This is a genomic window from Aquirufa sp. A-Brett2-W8 (genome assembly GCF_054558755.1).
In genome coordinates this window covers 76,047-98,287 of sequence record NZ_JBPXKS010000009.1, presented here as the reverse complement: position 1 = coordinate 98,287, position 22,241 = coordinate 76,047, and the positions used below count along the sequence as shown (strand labels likewise).

21 protein-coding genes are annotated in these 22,241 nt (G+C 41.9%); 12 read left to right on the top strand and 9 right to left on the bottom strand.

Annotated elements, in window-relative coordinates:
• Positions 1–62: 62 nt before the first annotated feature.
• Positions 63–2,411 carry a M1 family metallopeptidase gene (locus ACST13_RS10110; protein WP_459523077.1) on the top strand — a complete coding sequence of 783 codons (2,349 nt, stop codon included), beginning with the start codon at positions 63–65 and terminating at the stop codon, positions 2,409–2,411.
• Positions 2,412–2,444: 33 nt separating this feature from the next.
• Here the strand turns inward: ACST13_RS10110 and ACST13_RS10105 are convergent, their stop codons facing one another.
• From ACST13_RS10105 to ACST13_RS10090, 4 genes are all read right to left on the bottom strand, one after another.
• A complete protein-coding gene (locus tag ACST13_RS10105) occupies positions 2,445–3,158 on the bottom strand; it encodes a sulfite exporter TauE/SafE family protein (RefSeq protein WP_459523076.1) in 714 nt (237 codons plus the stop codon).
• Position 3,159: 1 nt separating this feature from the next.
• Positions 3,160–3,987, bottom strand: a complete 828-nt coding sequence (locus tag ACST13_RS10100; RefSeq protein ID WP_459523075.1) for a phytoene/squalene synthase family protein — start codon at positions 3,985–3,987, stop codon at positions 3,160–3,162.
• Entirely contained in the window at positions 3,980–5,449 is a 1,470-nt protein-coding gene (locus ACST13_RS10095) for a phytoene desaturase family protein (RefSeq protein ID WP_459523074.1), read from the bottom strand. The genes ACST13_RS10100 and ACST13_RS10095 overlap by 8 nt, the downstream gene beginning before the upstream one ends.
• 130 nt (positions 5,450–5,579) lie before the next feature.
• Positions 5,580–6,083 (bottom strand): RNA polymerase sigma factor, encoded by a 504-nt coding sequence (locus ACST13_RS10090; protein ID WP_459523073.1) that lies wholly within the window; start codon positions 6,081–6,083, stop codon positions 5,580–5,582.
• Between the two features lie 204 nt (positions 6,084–6,287).
• Between ACST13_RS10090 and ACST13_RS10085 the strand changes: the two genes are divergently transcribed.
• The gene (locus tag ACST13_RS10085) at positions 6,288–8,606 is read left to right on the top strand and encodes a TonB-dependent receptor (protein ID WP_459523072.1); all 2,319 of its coding nucleotides are present in this window, start codon (positions 6,288–6,290) and stop codon (positions 8,604–8,606) included.
• 4 nt (positions 8,607–8,610) lie between these two features.
• Here the strand turns inward: ACST13_RS10085 and ACST13_RS10080 are convergent, their stop codons facing one another.
• Genes ACST13_RS10080 through ileS form a run of 4 tightly spaced genes read right to left on the bottom strand, consistent with a single transcriptional unit; the run spans position 8,611 to position 15,321 of the window.
• Positions 8,611–9,996: a murein hydrolase activator EnvC family protein gene (locus ACST13_RS10080; protein WP_459523071.1), complete on the bottom strand. Its 1,386-nt coding sequence runs from the start codon at positions 9,994–9,996 to the stop codon at positions 8,611–8,613.
• 4 nt (positions 9,997–10,000) lie between these two features.
• A complete protein-coding gene (locus ACST13_RS10075) occupies positions 10,001–10,807 on the bottom strand; it encodes a DUF4292 domain-containing protein (RefSeq protein ID WP_459523070.1) in 807 nt (268 codons plus the stop codon).
• A gap of 28 nt (positions 10,808–10,835) precedes the next feature.
• Positions 10,836–11,930, bottom strand: a complete 1,095-nt coding sequence (locus ACST13_RS10070; protein WP_459523069.1) for a tetratricopeptide repeat protein — start codon at positions 11,928–11,930, stop codon at positions 10,836–10,838.
• Between the two features lie 4 nt (positions 11,931–11,934).
• Positions 11,935–15,321 (bottom strand): isoleucine--tRNA ligase, encoded by a 3,387-nt coding sequence (gene ileS, locus ACST13_RS10065; protein WP_459523068.1) that lies wholly within the window; start codon positions 15,319–15,321, stop codon positions 11,935–11,937.
• 35 nt (positions 15,322–15,356) lie between these two features.
• Here ileS and ACST13_RS10060 point away from each other — a divergent pair, with 35 nt between their 5' ends.
• The 4 genes from ACST13_RS10060 to ACST13_RS10045 are packed head-to-tail and all read left to right on the top strand — an operon-like array spanning position 15,357 to position 18,223.
• Positions 15,357–15,968 (top strand): 5-formyltetrahydrofolate cyclo-ligase, encoded by a 612-nt coding sequence (locus ACST13_RS10060; protein WP_459523067.1) that lies wholly within the window; start codon positions 15,357–15,359, stop codon positions 15,966–15,968.
• A 59-nt stretch (positions 15,969–16,027) separates the two neighbouring features.
• The gene (locus ACST13_RS10055) at positions 16,028–16,504 is read left to right on the top strand and encodes a hypothetical protein (RefSeq protein ID WP_459523066.1); all 477 of its coding nucleotides are present in this window, start codon (positions 16,028–16,030) and stop codon (positions 16,502–16,504) included.
• A 10-nt stretch (positions 16,505–16,514) separates the two neighbouring features.
• Positions 16,515–17,507, top strand: coding sequence for an aspartate-semialdehyde dehydrogenase (locus ACST13_RS10050; RefSeq protein ID WP_459523065.1), 993 nt, complete (start codon positions 16,515–16,517; stop codon positions 17,505–17,507).
• On the top strand, positions 17,507–18,223 hold the full coding sequence (locus tag ACST13_RS10045; protein ID WP_459523064.1) for a pyridoxine 5'-phosphate synthase: 717 nt from the start codon (positions 17,507–17,509) through the stop codon (positions 18,221–18,223). Before ACST13_RS10050 ends, ACST13_RS10045 begins: the two co-directional genes overlap by 1 nt.
• Before the next feature lie 61 nt (positions 18,224–18,284).
• Here the strand turns inward: ACST13_RS10045 and ACST13_RS10040 are convergent, their stop codons facing one another.
• Positions 18,285–18,905 carry a hypothetical protein gene (locus tag ACST13_RS10040; RefSeq protein ID WP_459523063.1) on the bottom strand — a complete coding sequence of 207 codons (621 nt, stop codon included), beginning with the start codon at positions 18,903–18,905 and terminating at the stop codon, positions 18,285–18,287.
• Positions 18,906–19,104: 199 nt separating this feature from the next.
• On the opposite strand from ACST13_RS10040, the gene ACST13_RS10035 reads away from it, so the two are divergent.
• From ACST13_RS10035 to ACST13_RS10010, 6 genes are all read left to right on the top strand, one after another.
• Entirely contained in the window at positions 19,105–19,704 is a 600-nt protein-coding gene (locus ACST13_RS10035; protein WP_459523062.1) for an RNA polymerase sigma factor, read from the top strand.
• 232 nt (positions 19,705–19,936) lie between these two features.
• Entirely contained in the window at positions 19,937–20,587 is a 651-nt protein-coding gene (gene nth, locus ACST13_RS10030) for an endonuclease III (RefSeq protein WP_459523061.1), read from the top strand.
• Positions 20,584–21,141: a nicotinamide riboside transporter PnuC gene (gene pnuC / locus ACST13_RS10025; protein ID WP_459523060.1), complete on the top strand. Its 558-nt coding sequence runs from the start codon at positions 20,584–20,586 to the stop codon at positions 21,139–21,141. The genes nth and pnuC overlap by 4 nt, the downstream gene beginning before the upstream one ends.
• A 96-nt stretch (positions 21,142–21,237) precedes the next feature.
• Positions 21,238–21,621, top strand: coding sequence for a TraR/DksA family transcriptional regulator (locus ACST13_RS10020; protein ID WP_459523059.1), 384 nt, complete (start codon positions 21,238–21,240; stop codon positions 21,619–21,621).
• A 3-nt stretch (positions 21,622–21,624) separates the two neighbouring features.
• Positions 21,625–21,930, top strand: a complete 306-nt coding sequence (locus ACST13_RS10015) for a hypothetical protein (protein WP_459523058.1) — start codon at positions 21,625–21,627, stop codon at positions 21,928–21,930.
• A complete protein-coding gene (locus ACST13_RS10010; protein ID WP_459523057.1) occupies positions 21,917–22,240 on the top strand; it encodes a hypothetical protein in 324 nt (107 codons plus the stop codon). The genes ACST13_RS10015 and ACST13_RS10010 overlap by 14 nt, the downstream gene beginning before the upstream one ends.
• Position 22,241 lies beyond the last annotated feature (1 nt).

The following is a 22,241-nucleotide window of genomic DNA, read 5'->3' as shown; positions in this document are numbered from 1 at the left end:
ATTAGCACAGCTACGCTTTCAAACAAAAATCACTACTTTGCATAAAATATAACCTTTTCAACATGTTAAAAAATCTACTAAAGCTTTTTGCACTAACAATCATTTTGTTACCCGCGAAAGCACAAACCTCTTTTAACGCAAATAACCGATTCGAACAATTAGAATCGACTTTGCCTACCCCCAATTCGTATCGTACCGCGAGTGGATCACCCGGTAAGGACTATTGGCAACAACGCGCTGATTATGACATCAAGGTGGAACTAGATGACATCAATCGCAAGATCATCGGATCAGAAATAATTACTTATTATAATAATTCTCCAGATGATTTACCGTATTTATGGATTCAATTAGACCAAAATCTATTTGAAAAAAACGCCCCAGGTAAAACCACAAAAACGGGTGAAATTAAGAATGGAATTAGTGCGGGTGCCTTCCAAGAATTAACCGATCCGAAAGATTACGGTTATAAAATCACCGCAGTGAAGGATATCAAGGGCAATCCCTTACCTCATACGATCAACCAAACGATGATGCGTATTGACTTGCCTACCCCATTGAAATCTGGCGCTTCAATTAGCTTCGGAATTGATTGGAATTATTTGATTACAGCCTATTATGGCCGTTCTGGCTATGAAGTTCTTGGCAAGGAGAACATAGCGAATTATTTTATCGCACACTGGTTTCCACGTTTAGCTGTTTATAATGATGTATACGGCTGGCAGCACAAGCAATTTATGGGCCAGGGTGAATTCACGTTAAATTTTGGCAATTATAAAGTAGCTATCACAGCACCTAATGACATCGTTGTGGGTGCGGGTGGAGAATTATTAAACCCAAATCAGGTAATGACTGCGACGCAATTAAAGCGTTGGGAGCAAGCGAAAACGGCCACACGTCCAGTGGAAATTGTAACACAAGATGAAGCAATTAAAGCGGAGAAGAGTATTCCCACAGGAAAGAAGACTTGGGTTTATAAAGCAGATAATGTGCGTGATTTTGCTTTCACGGCGTCCCGTAAATTCATTTGGGATGCGATGCAGGTAGATGTTGAGGGCAAAAAAGTGTGGGCGATGTCATATTATTCGAAAGAGGGAAATCCACTTTGGGGTAAATATTCCACCATGGTGGTAGCACACACGCTTCGTTCGTATTCTAAAAGAACGGTGGCATATCCTTATCCAGTGGCTATTTCTTGTCATTCTACCGCAGGTGGTGGAATGGAATATCCGATGATTTCCTTTAATGGAGGTCGTCCAGAACCGGATGGAACCTATACGGAGAACGTGAAAAATGGGATGATTGGGGTAATTATTCACGAAGTGGGACACAACTTCTTCCCTATGATCATTAACTCAGATGAGCGTCAATGGTCTTGGATGGATGAGGGCTTGAACACTTTCTGCCAGTATTTAGCGGAGCAAGAGTGGGATCGCAACTTCCCGGCACGTCGCGGCGAACCGCAATCCATCGTTCCTTATATGCGTTTAGATTCGAAGAACCAGGTGCCTATTATGGCGAACTCGGAGAATATTATGGATTTTGGGAATAATGCCTATGCTAAACCAGCTACGGCTTTAAATATCCTGCGTGAAACGGTGATGGGCCGTGAATTATTCGATTATGCCTTCAAAGAATATGCGCGTCGCTGGGCTTTCAAACAACCCTATCCAGCTGACTTCTTCCGAACTTTAGAAGATGCGTCTGGTGTAGATTTAGATTGGTTCTGGAGAGGTTGGTTCTATGGAACAGAGCCGGTGAATCAGTCGATCGAGACGGTTGAATGGTTTGGAATAGATACACAAGATCCAGCGATTAAAAAGGCAGGGGACAAAGCGGTTGCTGAGGCTAAAGCAAAAACCATGTCGTCGATTCGTAACAAAACAGATATCAAACGTACGGTGGTAGAGGAGAATCCAGACTTAACGGATTTCTACAATACCTACGATCGTTTCGCACCTACGGAGGCGGACAAGAAGAAATACCAAGACTATATGGCGTCATTAAATGACGATGAAAAGAAATTGGTTTCAGAAGGTAAGAACTTCTATGTTTTGAACTTCAAGAACAAAGGCGGTTTACCCATGCCCGTTATCGTTCGCTTGAATTACGAAGATGGCACTGAAGAGGTGTTACGTTTCCCTGCGGAGGTTTGGCGCTTAAACGATGTAACGGCGAAGAAGATCATTCCTACTTCGAAGAAAGTAGTGAAATGGACATTAGATCCTTTCTTTGAAATTGCAGATATCGACACGGAAGACAATGCCTTCCCTCGCGAACCAGCACAACCTACGAAGGTTCAATTGTTTAAGATGCAAGGTCGTACCTACAGCGGAGGGCCTAACCCGATGCAAGATGCGAAGAACGCAAAAGAGAAATCTGGAGCGGTCACCGGTTCGAAAAACAACTAAGCAAGAGAAAGCCCCTAGAGATAGGGACTTTTTTTATACGAAAAATAATTTCAGGGAGGCAATAATAAGCACCAAAGCCAAAATCCATTTCACCTTCACATTCGAAGCAATCGCTGCTCCCCAACGTGCCCCTAAAAAACCGCCCACTAAGGAGGCCGCTAACCAATACATCATTTGAGACTGATCCATCGGAATCCAAGTTTTTAAACCGGCTAATCCGGAGACTGAGTTCACGAAAATAAACAAGGCAGAAACGGCCGCCGCTTCCTTCAAAGAAGCCCAACGAAACAATAATAACAGCGGACTTAAAATAATTCCACCCCCTATACCAATCATTCCCGAAAGAACACCGATCGCGCCTCCGGTTAAAACTCCAAGCCCTAGGTTTAGCCTACGCGGTTCCGACTCCTTCAACGTTACCACCATACGAATCACAGCTAAGAAAAGACAAGCCCCTAAAATCTGTTTATAAGTTGAATCAGTCAAAGGAATACTTGCACCCAAAAAAGCTGCCGGAATGGAGCCGAGCGCGAAGGGCCAAAATAGGTTCCATTTGAAATACCCTTGGCGATAAAAGGCAATGAAAGACATCAATGAAACTCCTAGATTTAACAAAAGTGCCGTTTGTTTCATCAACGGAGGAGCAATCGCAAATATCGCCATTATAGCTAGATAGCCGCTCGCTCCACCGTGACCCACAGAGGCATACAAAAAGGCCATAATAGCTAATAACAGGATTAATTCCACGCTATTTTCGTAAGGCTAATTGGAAATAAATAAACATCTTTTCCCAGTCGGCTACTCGAATGCGTTCTTCTTTGATTCGAGAGGCTGGTAAAGATTTAATCTTTTCGAAAAGGCGAATGTAGTACTCATAGGCTAGCAAACAGCCTTTCCTAGCTACTTGAGGTAAGTTATGAATCCCGCGTAAACCCGCATCAAAGTCCAATTGAATGTCGGCTTCGATTTCTCTTTTTTCGGCATCTGTAAACGTATTGAAATCAATCCCAGGAAAATATACCCTTCCGCGTTCATCGTAATCAGAACGAATGTCGCGCAGGAAATTGATTTTTTGGAAAGCAGATCCTAAGGCGCAAGCATCTTCTTTTAAAGATTCATATTCGGCCTTATTTCCCTTACAAAAGACGCGCAAACACATCAAGCCCACCACTTCAGCAGAACCATAAATGTATTCTTTGTATTGTTCTGGATTATAATCCCGCTTCGTTAAATCAAGTTCCATCGAATACAAGAAGGCATCGATTAGTTCTCGCTCCATGTGGAATTTATTAACCGCCCACTGAAAGGAATGCAAGATGGGATTTAGGCTAATTTTCTCTTCGATCGCCCGATAGGTATCTTCTCTAAAACGCTGTAATAAGGCCGCTTTATCTTGGTCATGAAAGGTATCCACGATTTCGTCTGCCAAACGCACAAAACCATAAATCGCATAAATGGCGTCATGCACTTTTTCGTCCAAGGTGCGAATGCCTAAGGAGAAGGACGTAGAATAAGCCTTCGTCAACAGCTTGCTAGATGCCAGGGAAACTTGTAAGTATAAATCCATATTATCCATTTAATTCTTTGTCCACTTCGGTCGCTACCACAATTCCTGATATCAAGGATGGAGGAACTCCGGGTCCTGGAACCGTTAATTGCCCCGTATAGTACAGGTTATTTAGGTGTTTATTTTTCAAAGTCGGTTTCAAAATGGCTGTCTGCATCAGCGTATTGGCTAATCCATAGGCATTGCCTTTATAGGCATGGTAATCAGATTTGAAATCACGGTGTGCATAGGAACGTTTATAAACAATGGAATCGCGAATCGAAACACCACAATGCGCTTCTAATCGGTCCATCAATTGCTCGAAATAAATTTCCCGAACCTCCTCCGTATCCTCCAAATCTGGAGCCACCGGAATCAATAAAAATAAATTTTCGCTACCTGCTGGCGCCACGGATGAATCAGTCACAGACGGCGCTGAGGCATAAAACAAGGGGTCCGATGGCCATGCTGGATCGGTATAAATTTCGTGCGAATGAACCGTAAAATCACGGTCAAAAAACAGGTTATGATGCTTTAAATTAGGTAAACGCTTCGAGATGCCTAGATAAAACAGCAGAGAGGATGGCGCCATCACCCGCTTATCCCAATAGGCTTCGTCGTAGTTTCGCAATCCGTCCCCTAGCAGTTCTTCTACATGATGGTAATCTGCGCCTGCCACAAAAGCATCCGCTTCTAACAAACCTTGAGCCGTTTTAACTCCGACTACTTTACCATTCTTTATTTCAAACCCTTCCACCTCCGCATTATACTGAATTTTTACTCCTTTTTCCTCTGCGAGCGCTACCATTCCTTTGACGATATGGTGCATCCCTCCCATTGGATACCAGGTGCCTAATTTGATTTCCGCATAATTCATCAACGAATACATCGCGGGCGTATTTTGTGAAATTGCCCCTAAAAATAGAATGGGGAATTCCATTAATTTTAACAAGGTAGGCGAAGTGAAAAACTTGCGTATATGCGTATAGAAAGAGGAAAATACATCTATTCGAATCGCATCGACGAGTAATTTCAAACTTAAGAATTCCGTAATTTTTCGGGATGGTTTCCAAACAAACTCTTGAATCCCCACTTTGTATTTATAGGCAGCTTGCTCCATAAAGGCATCTAAAGACGCTCCCGCGCCGGCCTCATAGGATTCGAATAATTTCTTTAAATCCTGGTAATTAGCAGGCAAATCAATTTTTTCGGTATCGGACAGAATAACTGAATAGGATGGATCTAAGCGAATTAGCTCATAATAATCCGACGGCTTCTTTCCATAACGCCCAAAGTAGTTCTCGAAAATATCTGGCATCCAATACCAGGATGGCCCCATATCGAAAGTAAAACCATCCGACTGAAAAACGCGAGCTCTTCCTCCAGCATGATCATTCTTTTCCAAAATCTGAACTTGATAGCCTTTAGATGCTAACTCGGTGGCCGCTGAAAGACCCGAAAATCCTGCCCCTATGACGATTACTTTCTTCATAATATCTTCAAAATTTAACAAATATACCAATCTTTCTTGAGGGCAAATGACTAAAAAGAAAAAGCCAGATAAAATCCGGCTTTTTACTGTTCTGTTAACCAAAAAACTAATCAAAACCTATTAAAAAACTTTAGGCATACATGTGTAAATATGATTTCAAATCACGTCTTGCCATAAAAATTCTATTTTTCACCGTCCCAATAGGAAGGTCTAATTCCTCTGCTATCTCATGGTATTTAAACCCTTCAAAATACATCATAAATGGAACTCGGTAGGAATGATCTATTTTAGCAAGTGCAGATTGAATATCTTGATTGACGAAGGAGTTAATAGCTTCATTTTGTTGCAAGGACTCCATCGAATTAATGTAATGCAGATTATCTGTTGTGTCGATAAACGTATTACGACGTACCATTCTTTGGTATTGCGTAATAAACGTATTCTTCATGATCGTAAACAACCAAGCTTTCAGGTTTGTCCCGTCTTGGTATTTTTCGCGATTCGTAAACGCTTTTACTAAAGTGTCCTGAACTAAATCATTTGCATCATCTCCGTCTTTAGTCAAACGCATTGCGAAAGGGCGCAAAAACTTCGAAAATGTACCAATCTGATAAGTAAACTCTAAAGCTGTCATGTGTATGATCTGTTATTGTTTAACAAAATTATAAAAAGATTAAACAAAACAAATTATTTGTTTAAAAAATTTATAAAAAAGTTAAACAAAATTTAATAGCCATAATAAGCTCTTTCATCTACCAGGTAGATGCGTTAATCTTTTACCTGTCTAATAATTGGATAAAAAGGGCTGGTAGGCGTATATTTACACTCTTATATCCTTATGAAATACCTGTTCATTCTTCTCGCTTTACTTTCTTTCGCTGGCTTCGGGCAAACAAATTGCCATTGCACTTTGAAAGGCATCGTAGCTTCTAAGGAGAACAAGGAAAAAGTCCCAGGTGCTTATGTATACATTAAAGGCACAAATAAGGCGACTATAACGGATGCAAATGGATTATTCCTCATAAAGGACTTGTGCCCCGGAAAGTATATCCTAGTCTGCCAAATGGCGAGTTTTGATCCCATCGAAACGACTATTAATTTAACAGATGAGCACGAAGAAGACTTTATTTTGAGTTCGCATGAGGAACATTTACAAGAAGTTTTTGTGCAGGGAAGAAAACAAGAAATTACGTCGCAATTAAAGTCACAATTAAGCGCAGAGGAAAGATCCCAGAAAGATGGTTTATCATTAGGCGAAATGCTTAAAGGCCTCACCGGAATCCAAAGCCTTCAAACCGGAAGCACTGTTTCTAAGCCAGTTATTCATGGTTTGCATTCCAGTCGTGTCATTATTTTGAATCAAGGAGTAAGACAAGAAGGCCAAAACTGGGGAAGCGAACACGCCCCCGAAGTCGATCCTTTTGTCTCTAAAAACATTCAAGTGATTAAAGGTCCGGGCGGACTTCGCTATGGTGGCGATGCCATCGGCGGAATCGTCATGCTAGAGCCGAATGCCTTACCCGATACAGCTGCCTTACACGGATCCGTTCAAAGCATTTACTTCAGCAATGGTCGGCAGGGAGTTTTATCTGGACTTTTGGAAGGGGGAATTTCGAAATATGAAGGATGGGGGTGGCGGATTCAAGGAACATTGAAGGACGGGGGAAATATTCAGAGCGCCGACTATTATCTGAGTAATACAGGGGTTAAAGAAGAAAATTTCTCTGGGGCGATGGGTTACAAATCAGACCGCTTAGGTGCAGAATTTTTTTATAGCCGATTCCATTCATTAATTGGAATTTATGAAGGCTCTCACATTGGAAATATATCGGATTTAGAGCGATCAATTGCGAGAAATAGGCCATTAGACGTATTTACTCCAGATGAATTTATTCGCAAAATTGAGCGGCCAAACCAGGATGTTTGGCATGATTTGGCCAAAATAAAAGGCTTCTATCACCTACCCACGGATGCAATCCTTCGGGCGACAGTGGCGTGGCAATCGGATGAGCGCTGGGAACTAGATGTGCTTCGGGCGGGAAAAAACATTAATACACTCCGTTTTAATTTAGATACTTACAGCGGCGAATGGCTATATGACGAGTCCAGCACGAATAAAAAGTGGAAGGGGCAATTTGGAATGACCTTCCTTAACCAAGGAAATATCACGTCCGGAAATAAAGTTCAAAACCCGACTTTGACGACCAGTTTACTGCCTAATTATTCCCTCAAGAATACGGGAATATTTGCCATTGAACGAAGAGCAACTGAAAAGTGGGAACTGGATTTAGGGCTACGTTATGATAAAAAAGATATTGAAACCCATCGTCCTAAGGCCAATTTCTCCCCTACCATTATGCGAAATCATCAAATTTTCCACGGATTGTCTGGAAGTTTAGGATTTACCTACCATTGGAATTTTTTCACAGAATCTCAATTTACTCTTTCTCGTGCCTTTAGAGCACCAGGCGCAAATGAATTATTCTCGAATGGCGTTCACCATGGGGCCGGCGCTTTCGAGATAGGGGACCCTAATTTAAAAGGGGAATCGGCTGTAAACCTAAGTTTCAGTACGACGTATAAGCCAGAGCGTTGGGACATCGAATTAGGTCTGTATTCAAACCAAATACACAATTTTATCTATTTACGACCTGAGGTAATGAATGGAAATGCCGTTTATGCCACTACGGTTAGAGGGGTCTTCCCTATTTTCAGTTACCAACAAGTAGATGCGCGATTCCAAGGAATAGATTTTCAAGCCAGCTATCTACTTAGCCAACGATTATCTATTCAACAGAAGACGAGCCTAGTCAGGGCGTTTGACACAGAAAACGACCAATACCTAGTGGGTATTCCTTCGGATCGTTTTGATTACATCCTTCGCTATGCCTTTAAGAAAAACAATCACTACGTGAGTGGAGGAATTACCCAAGTTTCTACACAAACAAGGGTAGAAGACCGATCCGATTATTCAGCTCCCCCAGAAGGCTATTTTTTAGTGAATTTGAATTGGGGAATGAGCATTCGATCTTTCGATCTAAACCTCCGCGTTTCGAATGCGCTGAATGCTGCTTATCGAGACTACCTAAACCGTTTCCGTTATTATGCGGATGATCAGGGTAGAAATATCAGCTTGAAAGTCTTGTATAATTTCTAGCTTTTTAGCGACGAAGCCAGGACTCTGGGTTTTGGCGTACCGTATTTTTCCAAACCTGGAAGTTTATCTCTGCCGTCCCATCCTCATCTGAAGCCACTGAACCAATTCGTTGACCGGTTCTTACACGCGTCCCCACACTCACTGAAACATTCGCTAGTTTACTGTAAACCGTGAAATAATCCCCATGTTGAATCGCTACCACCATATTAATACCCGGAATATTCACCACCGATTGAACCACCCCATCGTATACCGAGTGAACCGGCGAACCTGGCGAAGTTTGAATATCAATTCCATTATTATTAATCATCACTCCTTTCAGCAAAGGGTGTTTGTGTACACCAAAGTGATCTGAAATAAATCCAGATGGCACCGGGAAAGGCATGCGTCCGCGCAAGGCCGCGAATGAACTCGCTAATTTTGCCTCATCCGCATTCATATAATAAGTATTGCTTTCTATCTTCTTTTCTTCGACTGGAGCAGGCGATGGCTCTATTTTCGTTTTCTTCGTCTCTACTAGAGCCTGCTTCTTCTCCTCCTTAGGCGTTTCTTTATCCGCTAATATCTTCGTTGTCTCCCCTCTTTTCAATTCAGGCAGTGCTGGCTTCGCCACTTCTACTTTCTTTACTTGGCGCGCTAAACGTAATTTACGTTCCCGGTCAATACTTTTTTGAATTTCTCGCTGAACAATTCCAGCAATCAAATTATCTAATTTACGAACCGCTAATTTTTTACGTTCTAATTCTATTTTCAGCTTTTTTTCTTGTTGGGTCAAAACCGTAACCACTTTATCCTCTTTCGTTTTTAATACCTCTAATTTCTTCTTCTCCCCCTCCTTTTCAACCAATACTTTTTTCTCTTCTTTTTTCTTGTAAACGACTTTTTGCTCCTGAGTCATTAAATCTTGACGCGTCTTAAAGATTAAGTCAGCCTGCTTTTTACGGTTTGAAGAATAGTGGCGGAGGTAATCAAAGCGCCTAACAAACTCGCCTAAATCCTTCGACAATAACAAGAAACTCATCTTATTATACACCGTGGAGGATTTCTGAGCCTCATAAATCATTAAGGCATATTCTCTCTTTAAACGAACTAATTTCGCTTTCAACATATCTCCTTCTTCGCGTAATTTTTGGGCTTCTTCTGCTAATATTTGTTGATTTTGCTCCAGTACAGTGATCTGCTTTTTTTGCACTCCGATTTGCTCCTTTAAGACGTTCAGCTTCCCAATGGAGGCTTTTTTCTTCTTGGACGTACGAGATATGATCGAATTAAGCTCTTTGATTTTAGATAAATTATCCTTTTTCTGCTGCTCTAAAGCTGCTTTCTTATCCGTCTGAGCGAAAGAATGGAACGTAAATAATAGACCTAGGATAAAAACGAAATATTTCAATAGTTTAATTCTTTAAAAGTTTAGCAGGCACTTTAAATGGAAATTCCAAAGGAGTTTCTAATAGCTCTACTTTGGAATATTTGATTGTAATCAACGTCTGATTAAATTGATTCTCTTTATTTTTTACGTCTAATGTAATCGAACTAGAAAGAGGAAAAATGGCCGAATTCAACGTCGCAAAATCCTGGTAGTCTAGCGTTAATTTGTTCGACGAAGGCAAATCACTCACTGATATTTTTTTCAATTTCCGATTAGGCCCCACCCAATTATTTACTTCCACATGACCCTCCTGCTGTTTTACTAAGAAGTTCTCATCTTCCCTTACGACCCGTCTCGTATTATTTTTCTTGTACGGCTGATTGCCTACAATCATGTTTTGGACCAAATCATAGTTAACCTTAAAACCTAAACTCGTACTTAAACTATCATAGGTTAAATTCGTGTATTCGTTATTAATCTTATGGTAAAATTGTATCCGATCTTTCGTAAATAAAACGGCAGCTGCCGAAATCATAGAAACAGAAATATTCGCCCAAATAATGCTATCCTTCTTCATTCGGATATCTACGATATAGGTGTCTGCATTATCTTTTGTCTTCCAAACCACCTTCGATTTAGCCTTCAAGTAAGTGAAATTTAAATCGTCCGAGGTAGCTTGTTGATCAACAATTTCCACGGGTTTAACTGTGGCCACGGGCGTAGAATCAATGCGAATGGTATCTAATTTAGGTTCTTGAATAGTCGTGACTGTCGCCTTAGGCGCACAGGCACCTAACAGAAACAAGAAAACAAGACTAAAAAAAATCCGCATATGGAAGTATTTTAATTTCAAAAATAGCTCAATTTTCGGGAATTTGACGCATTTGAATCTTTTTATCTACTGATTCACGCTTGGGATCTAGTCGTAGAGCTTCCTTCCACGCCTCCACGGCTTTATCGACCTGTCGTAAACGAAATAGCACATCACCATAATGTTCCCACAAAGTGGCTGATACATTTTCCCGATCTTTCAGCGCTGTCTCCATCGCCACTCGAGCCTCCGCATAGCGCTTTAATTCGAACAAGACCCAAGCGCGTGTATCTAAATAGGTTCCATTTCGGGGGTGATCTACTACTAAACGCGCAGAAAGCGAATCGGCTAAAGCCAGTTTCTCCTTTCTAATCGATAAAAAATAACTGTAATTATTTAGGACGTGATCATCCTTCGGATTTGTCGCTAACGCTTTTTCGAAGGCCTCATCAGACGCAGCATTATTTCCTAGCGCCTGGTAGGCATCCCCTAAGATGGGATAAACCCAGGGAGCCATTCGAGGATAATTATCGAGGGCTTCCAAAGCATGAGCTACCACTTGCTCTTTTCGATTTAATTCCCAATCTAGTTGGATGATGCGCACCCAAAGTTCCTCTTGAACGGGGCCTAAATCGGCCGCTTGCAGATAGAATTTGTTTTTATCAGCTAGTTCTTTAGCCTCATCGCCTTTAGACAAATACACAAATTGCTTCACCCGAATCATGTCGGGTTCATTATCGAAATGGTGGTCGTCGTAAGCTAAGAGCTTCTCGAAACAGTCTAAGGCTTTCTTATATTCCTTGTTCGCTAACAATAAGTCTCCGTAGAGTAGCCCATAATCGAAGGAATAGGGCGATAATAGATTTGCCTTTTCGGCATTTGATCGGGCTGAGGTGAGTTGTTTATCGGCGAGGTAGCTTTTGGCCAAATAATAAAAGACCGCCGGCTCCTGAGTTTGCACTTTAGCGAGTTTCTCGAAAACAAGAATCGCCTCGCCAAAATCCTCCCTCATATAGGCGCGCATCCCGTCCACCATCAATGATTCGGAGGACGATTCGGACTGCGCCTCTTTTTGCGCTGACACCTGCGCTGACACCTGCAAAAACCCACAAAGCAATAAGATCAAGCAAGTGAGTTTCCGCATATTGTTAGGCTACCGTGACATTCACGAACAAGTTAGACTCCTCAAAAGTAATTTCAGTCGATGCTGAATCCACCCATTCCAAACTCAAGGCCTGCACTTCTTGTGAAATATAGGTTTTAAATTCATTCAAGCTAGCCGTCCATTCCTCTTCCGAACGTTGTACTTGGATATTTATTTTGTCCGTCACATCGAATCCAGAATCTTTACGCAAGTTTTGGATACGATTCACGAATTCACGTGCGTTCCCCTCCCGAATTAATTCGGGAGTCAACGTATTATCTAAGGCAATCGTCAAACCACCCTCACTCGCCGTCAAATAACCCGGCATATCTTCTGTCAAGATTTCAATGTCCCCTAAGGCGATCTCAAAACCTTGAATTTTTGAAGACCCCGTAGACTCAATGGTAGCTAATTCTGAAGCAGACATTCCCGTGATCGCCTCCGCCACCACTTTCATATCTTTCCCAAACTTCGGCCCTAAAGCCTTGAAGTTAGGCTTCACTTTCTTGTTCAATACGCCAGACGCATCGTTCAAATAATTAACCTCCTTCACGTTGACCTCTGATTTGATCAGATCTTCTACCCGACGGATTTGGTCTCTCACCGACTCTTGCAATACCGGCACTAATACTTGCGCTAATGGCTGACGTACTTTTATGCGGTGTACCTTGCGAATCGAGTGAACTAGCGAACAAATGCCTTGTGCTAATTCCATCGAGGTTTCTAGTGCTGGGTTTTGTAGACTTGGATTCACTTTCGCAAAATGCGTTAAGTGAACCGATTCTTTGTCCGTCAAATTCTTAAATAGCCACTCGCCATAGAACGGCGCGATAGGCGACATTAATTGCGCCACCGTTTCTAAACAGTGGTATAAAGTCTCGTAAGCCGCTTGTTTATCTGCGTTTATCTCCTGATTAGCCGTTTCCGGATTCCAGAAGCGACGACGTGACAAACGAACATACCAGTTAGATAAATGATCGCAAACGAAATCTTGGATGGCACGACCTGCCTTTGTCGGCTCATAAGTCTCAAATGCCTCATCGACTTCAGCGATCAAATTCATTAATTTAGATAGAATCCAACGATCTAATTCCGTCAAATCCTCCTCTTTAATGCCCTTAGAAACGAATTCATCAAGATTCGCATATAAAGCGAAGAAATTATAGGTATTCGTTAATGTGCCAAAAAACTTGTTGCGCACCTCCGTAATCCCGGCTAAATCAAATTTCAAATTATCCCAAGGTTGCGCGTTGGTGATCATGTACCAGCGTGTTGGATCAGCACCATAGGTAGCGAGTGTGGAGAATGGGTCGATGGCGTTGCCTAGGCGTTTGGACATCTTATTTCCGTTTTTGTCCAAAACCAATCCCGTCGATACTACGTTTTTAAACGCTACCGAGTCTTCCAGCATACTCGAAATCGCGTTCAAAGTAAAGAACCAGCCACGCGTTTGATCCACCCCTTCCGAGATGAAATCCGCCGGATAACTCTGCTTAAATATGTCTTGATTTTCGAATGGATAGTGCCACTGCGCGAAAGGCATCGCACCTGAATCAAACCAAACATCGATCAAATCCAATTCCCTTGTCAACACATTTCCAGTGGCAGAAAGCAAGAACACCTCATCCACAAACGGACGGTGTAAATCGGCCTCTCCAGCCGCTAAAGCCTTTAAAAATGCCGCATTACCAGCTGTCTGTACCGCTGATAAAGCCCCTGAAGCCTGCGCCTTTTCAATCTCCGATTTCAGTTGCTCTAAAGAACCGATGCAGATTTCCTCTGAACCATCTTCGGTCCGCCAAATAGGCAAAGGTGTTCCCCAATAACGAGAACGAGACAAATTCCAGTCCACTAAATTTTCTAACCAATTACCGAAACGACCCGTTCCAGTCGACTCCGGTTTCCACTGAATCGTCTTATTTAAGGCGATTAATTTATCTTTTACCGCCGTCGTCTTGATAAACCAAGAATCCAATGGATAATACAAAACCGGCTTATCCGTTCTCCAGCAATGTGGATAGGAGTGATCAAATTTCTGTACATTAAACGCCTTATTCTCCGTCTTTAATTGAATCGCAATACGCTCGTCCACGGATAAATATTTGTCGCGGCCTTGCTTCACGCGCTCCGTCTCTTTCTCCTCGTCTGTTAAGTAGGCTTCTTTTACGGGTTCCAAAGCGTAGTCCGTCACCTGAGCCACAAAGCGGCCTTGGCGATTCACTAATGGCACCTCTTTTCCATTTTCATCTTGAATTAAAAGCGCTGGAATGCCGTTTTGAGCGGCTACTCTAAAGTCGTCTGCACCGAATGTAGGCGCGGTGTGCACCATTCCCGTTCCGTCTTCCGTCGTCACAAAGTCCCCTAAAATCACGCGGAAAGCAGGAGCCGATGGCTGCACATAGGGCATTAATTGCTCGTATTCCACTCCCTCTATATCCGAACCTTTGCAGGTGGCAACGATCTGGTAAGGTATCGCTTGAGGTTTTTTCTCTGCCGCTTCATAAGCCGCAAAATCGCCGTTTTCGGCGGCTGCTTGGAAGTAGTTTTTGATTAAGTCTTTGGCCAATACCACATGAACCGGAACAAACGTATACGGATTAAAGGTCTTAACGAGTACGTAGGAAATATTCTTTCCTGCCGTTAAAGCGGTATTCGATGGTAAAGTCCATGGCGTGGTCGTCCAAGCTAATAAATAGACCGAAGCGTCACCAGAAGCCTTAAATAAGAACTGCGATTTCGCATTATTGATTGCCTTAAATTGCGCCGTCAAAGACGTATCCTTCACATCGCGGTAGCAACCCGGCTGATTTAATTCGTGGGACGAAAGACCCGTTCCCGCCGCTGGCGAATAGGGTTGAATCGTATAGCCTTTGTATAATAAACCTTGATCGTATAAACGCTTTAATATATGCCAAACACTCTCAATATAGTTCGCCTGATAAGTCACATAGGGGTTTTCTAAATCCACCCAGTAACCCATTTTCTCCGTCAAATCATTCCACTGATCCGTGAACTTCATCACCGTTTCGCGGCATTTTTTATTGTATTCTTCGACCGAAATCGTCTTACCAATATCTTCTTTCGTAATGCCTAATTCCTTCTCTACTTGCAATTCAACGGGTAATCCGTGTGTATCCCAGCCCCCTTTACGTTTAACCTGCTTACCTTTTAAGGTTTGATACCGGCAAAAAATATCCTTAATCGCCCGCGCCATCACGTGGTGAATTCCTGGCGTTCCGTTCGCAGAAGGAGGTCCTTCAAAAAACGTAAACGTCGGCTGTCCCTCTCTAGTCGAGATGGATTTTTCAAAGATGTTATTCGCGTTCCAGAAATCTAGAATTTCATCTGCCAAAGCGGCGTAATCTAAATTTTTGTATTCCTTAAAGCTCACAGACGTGCGGGGTTAAATTAAAATAATCGGCAAAATTGAGGCAAAAATACAAAATTATACCGAACATCTCACGTGATGATTTGTATTCTGAAAGCAATTACCTAGGTTTGAATATGAAGAAGGCTGAGATTCGAAAAATAGTGGCGGCGCAACGGGTGCAATTGAGCGAAGACGAATTTGCTCTGTGCGAGAACGCCATCCTTTCTTATTTACCTCCCTTACTTAGTGCCGAGTCAATCGTTGCGAGTTTCAAAGCCATTCCTCACCGCAAAGAAATCAGTTTAGATCAGCTTTCCGGGACTTTTGCTTTTCCACGGGTAATTTCAACGGGTGGATCAATGGAAATGGTTTTGGCCTCGGAGTTCGCTATATCTGAATGGAGCATTCCAGAGCCCGTCGGTGGAATGATCATGGAACCAGCTTCATTCGATGTCATTTTAGTACCTCTTGTAGCCTTTGACAAAAATGGGCATCGCGTAGGTTACGGAAAAGGCTTTTATGATCGGTATTTAGCTTTATGCAGACCCGATTGTTTGAAAATAGGCATCAGCCTATTCGAGCCAGTAGAATTGATCGAGGACGTCGAAAGCCACGATATTCCACTAGATTTAGCCATTTGCCCCTCGCAGGTATACGATTTTCGTTGATTTTCCTTTCGATTCCATGATTTAAGCCCTAATTTTGCTGTCCAAAATCCCCGCTTTAAGTGAAAATCAGGATCATACTTTTCTTTTTGTTTGCATTCAGCTATTGCGCTTCTGCTCAAGAAAAAAAATTAATTCCGATTAAAGACATGCAGGGAGGATGGAGTAGAAAATTTATTTATGACAGGCAGATCATTGATCATCCTTTGGCCCTACAAATACCCTTAATGGAAGCCAGAGACCCAGAAATTAGTGTCGAATTCTTGAAATTCAAACGTCAACGAAAACTTTCTAACTGGTTAGCCGGCTTCTCTACGGTATTCGCTTTTTCTACCTATTTGAGTAAAGGAAGCATATCGGATGGCTTTTACTGGTCAGCGGTGGGAGGAGTTGCCATAGCAAACGTCTACATCGGAACTGTTAGTAATAAACATTTTAACAAGGCATTAAAACGATATAACGAATTAACAAAGGCCCAAATGGGCATTAAATTAGGTTCCACAGGGTCTGTGGGAATTGGAATTACCTATCCTTTATAAAATAAATAGAATGAAAGTTGCAGTTGTAGGCGCCACTGGGCTAGTAGGCGGAGAAATTTTAAAAGTATTAGCGGAAAGAAATTTCCCTGTCACCGAGTTGATCCCGGTCGCATCCGAGCGTTCCATTGGTAAAAAGATCCATTTCAAAGGCCAAGACTTCACGGTGGTGGGTTATGAAACTGCGATTTCCATGAAACCAAACGTAGCCATTTTCTCTGCAGGCGGAAGCAGCTCACTAGAAATGGCTCCTAAATTTGCCGCAGCTGGCATCACGGTAGTAGACAATTCATCTGCTTGGCGTATGGATGAAACAAAAAAATTAGTCGTTCCAGAAATCAACGCGAGCACCTTAACTGCGGAAGATAAAATCATTGCAAACCCGAATTGCTCGACCATCCAAATGGTAGTCGTGTTAAATCCTTTGCACAAAAAATACAAAATCAAGCGTGTAGTCGTTTCAACTTACCAATCCGTAACTGGAACGGGTAAGGCGGCAGTGGATCAATTATTTGATGAACGCGCTGGAAAAACGGATTATGCGATGGTGTATCCACACAAAATCGACTTAAACGTTTTGCCTCACATCGATGTATTCCTGGATAATGGCTACACGAAAGAGGAGATGAAGATGATTTTAGAGACGAACAAGATCATGATGGACGATTCTATCGCCGTTACTGCGACGACAGTTCGTATTCCTACGATCGGCGGTCACTCGGAGGCAGTCAATATCGAGTTCGAGAATGATTTTGATCTGGCTGAGGTGCGTGCGATTTTGGAAAAAGAAGAGGGAATTATCGTTCAAGATGATCCGAAAAACTTCCTGTATCCGATGCCGATTACGGCGCACGGGAAAGATGAGGTTTTTGTCGGTCGTATTCGTCGTGATGAATCCCAAAAGAATACTTTGAATCTGTGGATCGTTGCAGACAACTTACGTAAAGGTGCAGCAACGAATGCCGTTCAAATCGTAGAATACCTAGCAGCTCACCACCTGATCTAATGACCAGACTCAGCGTCAATATCAATAAAATTGCCACTTTGCGTAACTCGCGGGGTGGAAATAACCCGGATCTGATCCAGGTGGCTTTGGATTGTGAACGTTTTGGTGCACAAGGAATTACGGTTCACCCACGACCAGATGAGCGTCACATTCGCTACAGGGACGTGTACACGTTGAAAGAGAAGGTGACAACTGAGTTTAACATCGAAGGAAATCCGTTGGAAGCCTCTTTTGTGGAATTGGTTTTGGCGGTAAAACCGGAGCAGGTGACCTTAGTACCTGATGTATTAGGCCAAATCACCTCCAACCACGGCTGGGACACCATCAAACACCAAGAATTATTGAAGCGCTTAATTGCTACCTTTAAGGAAGCTGGTATTCGTACCTCCATATTCGTAGACCCTGTCCTCGAAATGGTCGAAGCGGCTGCCACCACAGGGACAGATCGCATTGAATTATATACGGAATCCTACGCAATAGAATTCCCAATAAACCCGACTCAAGCCGTAGCTCCTTACCGAAAAGCGGCTTTCAGAGCACAGCAAATCGGCCTAGGCATTAACGCCGGCCACGATTTAAGCCTGGAGAATTTAGCGTACTTCGCAGCGAATGTAAATCCATTAGATGAAGTTTCCATAGGACACGCTCTCATTTGCGATGCCCTGTATTACGGTTTAGAGAATACCATTCAACTCTACCGCAGGCAATTGAAATAAAAAAAAGGCTTCGTTTTCACGAAGCCCTTTTTTATGATTGTTAGTCGGTTTTTGGAACCAATTACTCTACCGTACCATTAAGCACTACCGCGCCACCAGCTACTGATAATTTAATCGTTTGCACTTTTCCAGCTGCACGACCGAATGTAATTTCAGCCTCATATCCTTGAATAGTAGTTGCAAATGTATCTGGAGTAGAAGCCGGCGTTAAAACCGCTCCCTCTGACGGGTTCGTATCTGAAGACATTAAAAGCTTACCGTCTTTCGAGGTAACTGTCATCTTTTTTACATACTCATTGTCTGCCATTTTAAATGTTGCAGCATATTCTGACACGCCTGCTGCTGCTACTGCTGCACCTGCTTTCACGCCTTCCAAAGTTTGACCTTGTGCTTCAATTTTTAATTTAGTCACTGCGCCAGCTACACGTGTGAATGAAATTTCTCCACCCATTCCACCTAGAACAAAAGCATCTGCTTTCGTACCAGCGGTTAATTCTGTATCAGGAAATCCTTCAGCAGTCATAATTAATTTACCGTCCTTATCTGATAGCTTTAAAACTTTCACATAAGGATTTTCGCTCATCGTATATTCACCCACATAGTCAGCGGCTTTTTGAGCATTAGAAATAAAGGCCAAACAAGTCAGGGCCAATGCTGACACAATAGAACGTAAGTTTTTCATTTTTTTAATTTTGAGTTTAGGAATCCAAAATTAAGAATTAAAATGAGCTTCCAAATTTTGTGACAATTTTTTATTCAAAAATTAATATGGTTTTGTTTTTAAAAAGATTTTTCTAATTTGCGAGAGAAAAACAATTCAATTCGCCCAAATAGACCCTATTGCATGAGATAAACCTCTACGTTAACCATTTTACTTTTTTATGAGCAAAATACCCGTTAACGATGCAGCGCTAATTTCCGCATACATCCAAGGTGATTCTAAAGCGTTCGAGACGCTACTGAATCGTAGTAAATCTAAAGTTTATACAACTATTTATCTGATTGTAAAGGACCGCTACATTGCGGAAGACCTTTTACAGGAGACTTATATAAAAGCGGTAGATGTCATCACAAATGGCAAATACAACGAAGAAGGAAAATTCCTGCCTTGGATCGTGCGCATAGCCCACAATATGGCCATCGATCACTTCCGTAAAGAGAAGCGTTATCCTAAAATTGTGTTGGATGATGGCTCCCCACTTTGGAATAGTTTTCAATTTTCTGAAGAAAGTTCAGAGGATAAACAATTAAAAGAAGATATGATCGTTAATATCAAGGACTTGATAAAAAAACTTCCTGATGAGCAGCGCGAAGTACTCGTTATGCGCCATTACGAAGAATTAAGCTTCCAAGAAATTGCTGATTTAACCCAAGTAAGTATTAATACCGCACTAGGCCGCATGCGTTATGCGCTCATTAACCTGCGAAAAATGTTAGAGAAACAAGACCTTGCCTATGACAAAAAGCTCTACCCCAAATGACCTGATTAAAAACCTTTATGAACCTGAAATAGGGTTCCAGCAAACATTAAATGAAGACGAGAAACTAGAATTAGCTCGTTTAAAACAGGTCCAAAATTTGCTGAACTCGGCTTATTTAGAGCCATCCGAAAGGAGTCTCGAGAAAATTCTCGAACATGCACGTAAAAGCAAAAAGCCCCTAGCACACTAGGGGCTTTTTTATTCAAAAAATCTAGTTAATTTTAGTAAAAATATGTTAAAGAAGGAGCGTTTTCAGGCATTTGTGGAGCATTTTTCGACTCGGTTTCCTGAGGCGGAGACGGAATTACAGTATACCAATCCCTTCGAATTATTAGTCGCCGTGGTGTTGTCAGCGCAATGCACGGATAAGCGTATAAATCAGGTCACTCCTGCCCTATTTAAGCGATTTCCTGATGCGAAATCACTCGCGGATTCTAGCGTAGAGGAGATTTTTTCCTATATCCGATCCGTATCTTATCCGAATAATAAGGCGAAACACCTTTTAGGTTTAGGCCAAAAAATCACCGACCTCTTCTCCGGCGAAGTCCCAGAGACAATGGACGATTTGCAGAGTTTACCTGGAGTAGGCCGCAAAACGGCGAATGTTATTGCTTCTGTGATCTACAACCAACCTGCGATGGCAGTGGATACCCACGTATTTCGAGTTTCCCAGCGATTGGGATTAGTACCTAAGACGGCTACTACTCCATTAAAAGTGGAGATGGCTTTGATTAAAAATTTACCTGATGAAGTGATTGCAACAGCACACCATTGGTTGATTTTGCATGGGCGCTACATTTGTTTAGCTAGAACGCCGCAATGCGCAAAATGTGAAATCACGCACTTCTGTGCCTTTTATCAGAAAAATCAACCTAAGGTATGAGCATTGTCGAAATTTTGGCCATAATAGCTTCCTTAGGCGGAGTGCTCTTAAGTATGTCAAAAAACAGCTTGGCCTGGGTATTCAATAGTATTGCCTCTGGACTTTATGGGATCGTATTTTGGCAGAATAGCCTTTATTCCGACATGGAATTACAAGGCTTTTTCATCTTAATGGCGGTATATGGATGGTGGAATTGGTCACGATCTGAACAGGATTGGAAGCCGGAGAAATCGACTATTGCGCAACTGTCCGCCGGATTAGCCGTCGCTTTGCTTTTCGGTGTTGGGTCTGGATTTTTACATGTGAACTATTTCCCCGAGGTTAGCTTTCCTTTTTTAGACGCAACGCTAACCGGGTTAAGTATATACGGAACTTGGTTAGCCACACAACAAAAAATTGAAAACTGGCTTGTTTGGATAGGTGCGGATATTATCTACATCGTAATGTATCTGCAAAAAGGTTTGTGGGCTACGGCTGCGCTATATTTTGTTTTCACTATTTTGGCCATAATAGGCTATCAAGACTGGCTTAAACCCTTGAAAAACAGGGCTTAAAAAATTTGTCAGAGATTTTATCCGTTTCATTACCTTATTCCAATCGAGCTAATTATATTTGCGCTCTATTATAAAGAATACATTTTAAGAAGTTTTATGGCGAATGAAGAAAAACAAAGATACTCTGCTGAAGATTTAAATGAGTTTGAGGGGATTATCAAAGGAAAATTAGAGGATACAAACGCAGAATTAAAGTATTTAAGAGAAGCGCTAAATAGAAAAAACGACACTGGCACTGACGCTACATCCGGAAACTCGAAAGTGATGGAAGATGGGGCGGAAACAGCTGAGAAGGAAAATTTAAATCAGTTAGCAGTTCGCCAAATGAAGTTCGCTCAGAACCTGGAAAATGCCTTAATGCGCATCAAAAATGGTACTTATGGCGTTTGCATTGATTCTGGTAAATTGATTTCAAAAGAACGTTTACGTTTAGTTCCGCATACGCAACACTCGATCGAAGCGAAGTTAAAGCAAAAATAAACCATGGGTTTTTTCGAAAATAACCGCCTAGTTGAATTAATCACTGGATATCTCAAGACACAATTTGAGATCATCAAGTTAGATATTCAGGAAAAACTAGAGGAGACTTTTATTCGAATTTTCAAACTGTTTTTAGTCGCTACAGGATTCGGAATTACCTTGTTTTTCCTTCTTTTAGGAGGCTCAGAGTGGATCAATCAGGCTTTAGAAAGTCGTTTCATTGGTTATTTCATCGTAGCATTAATTAGTGGCCTAGTTAGTCTGTTTCTTTTTTTATCCCTAAAACCGCGCGAAAATGAGTCAGAATAAAGAGAAAAGGGAGGAATTAGAAAGCCAAGCGGCGGCCATTCAAGAACAACTAACTAAAACCGTAACCGAATATAAGAAGGTGGGTAATCAGATGCTGATTGCTGGTGGAATTTTGGCAGGTGGCTATTTGCTTTATTCTGTATTCTCAGGATCTAAGAAAAAAGGCTCTTTCGTGGGCGATGCGATTAAATCCTATGCCCTAGCATTAGCCCTTTCGTATGCAAAAGATTTATTACTCGATTACCTAGCATCGCTAGAGCAAGAAACCGAATCAGCGGTAGTAGTGGAAGAATCCACAGTCAACCCCTGAT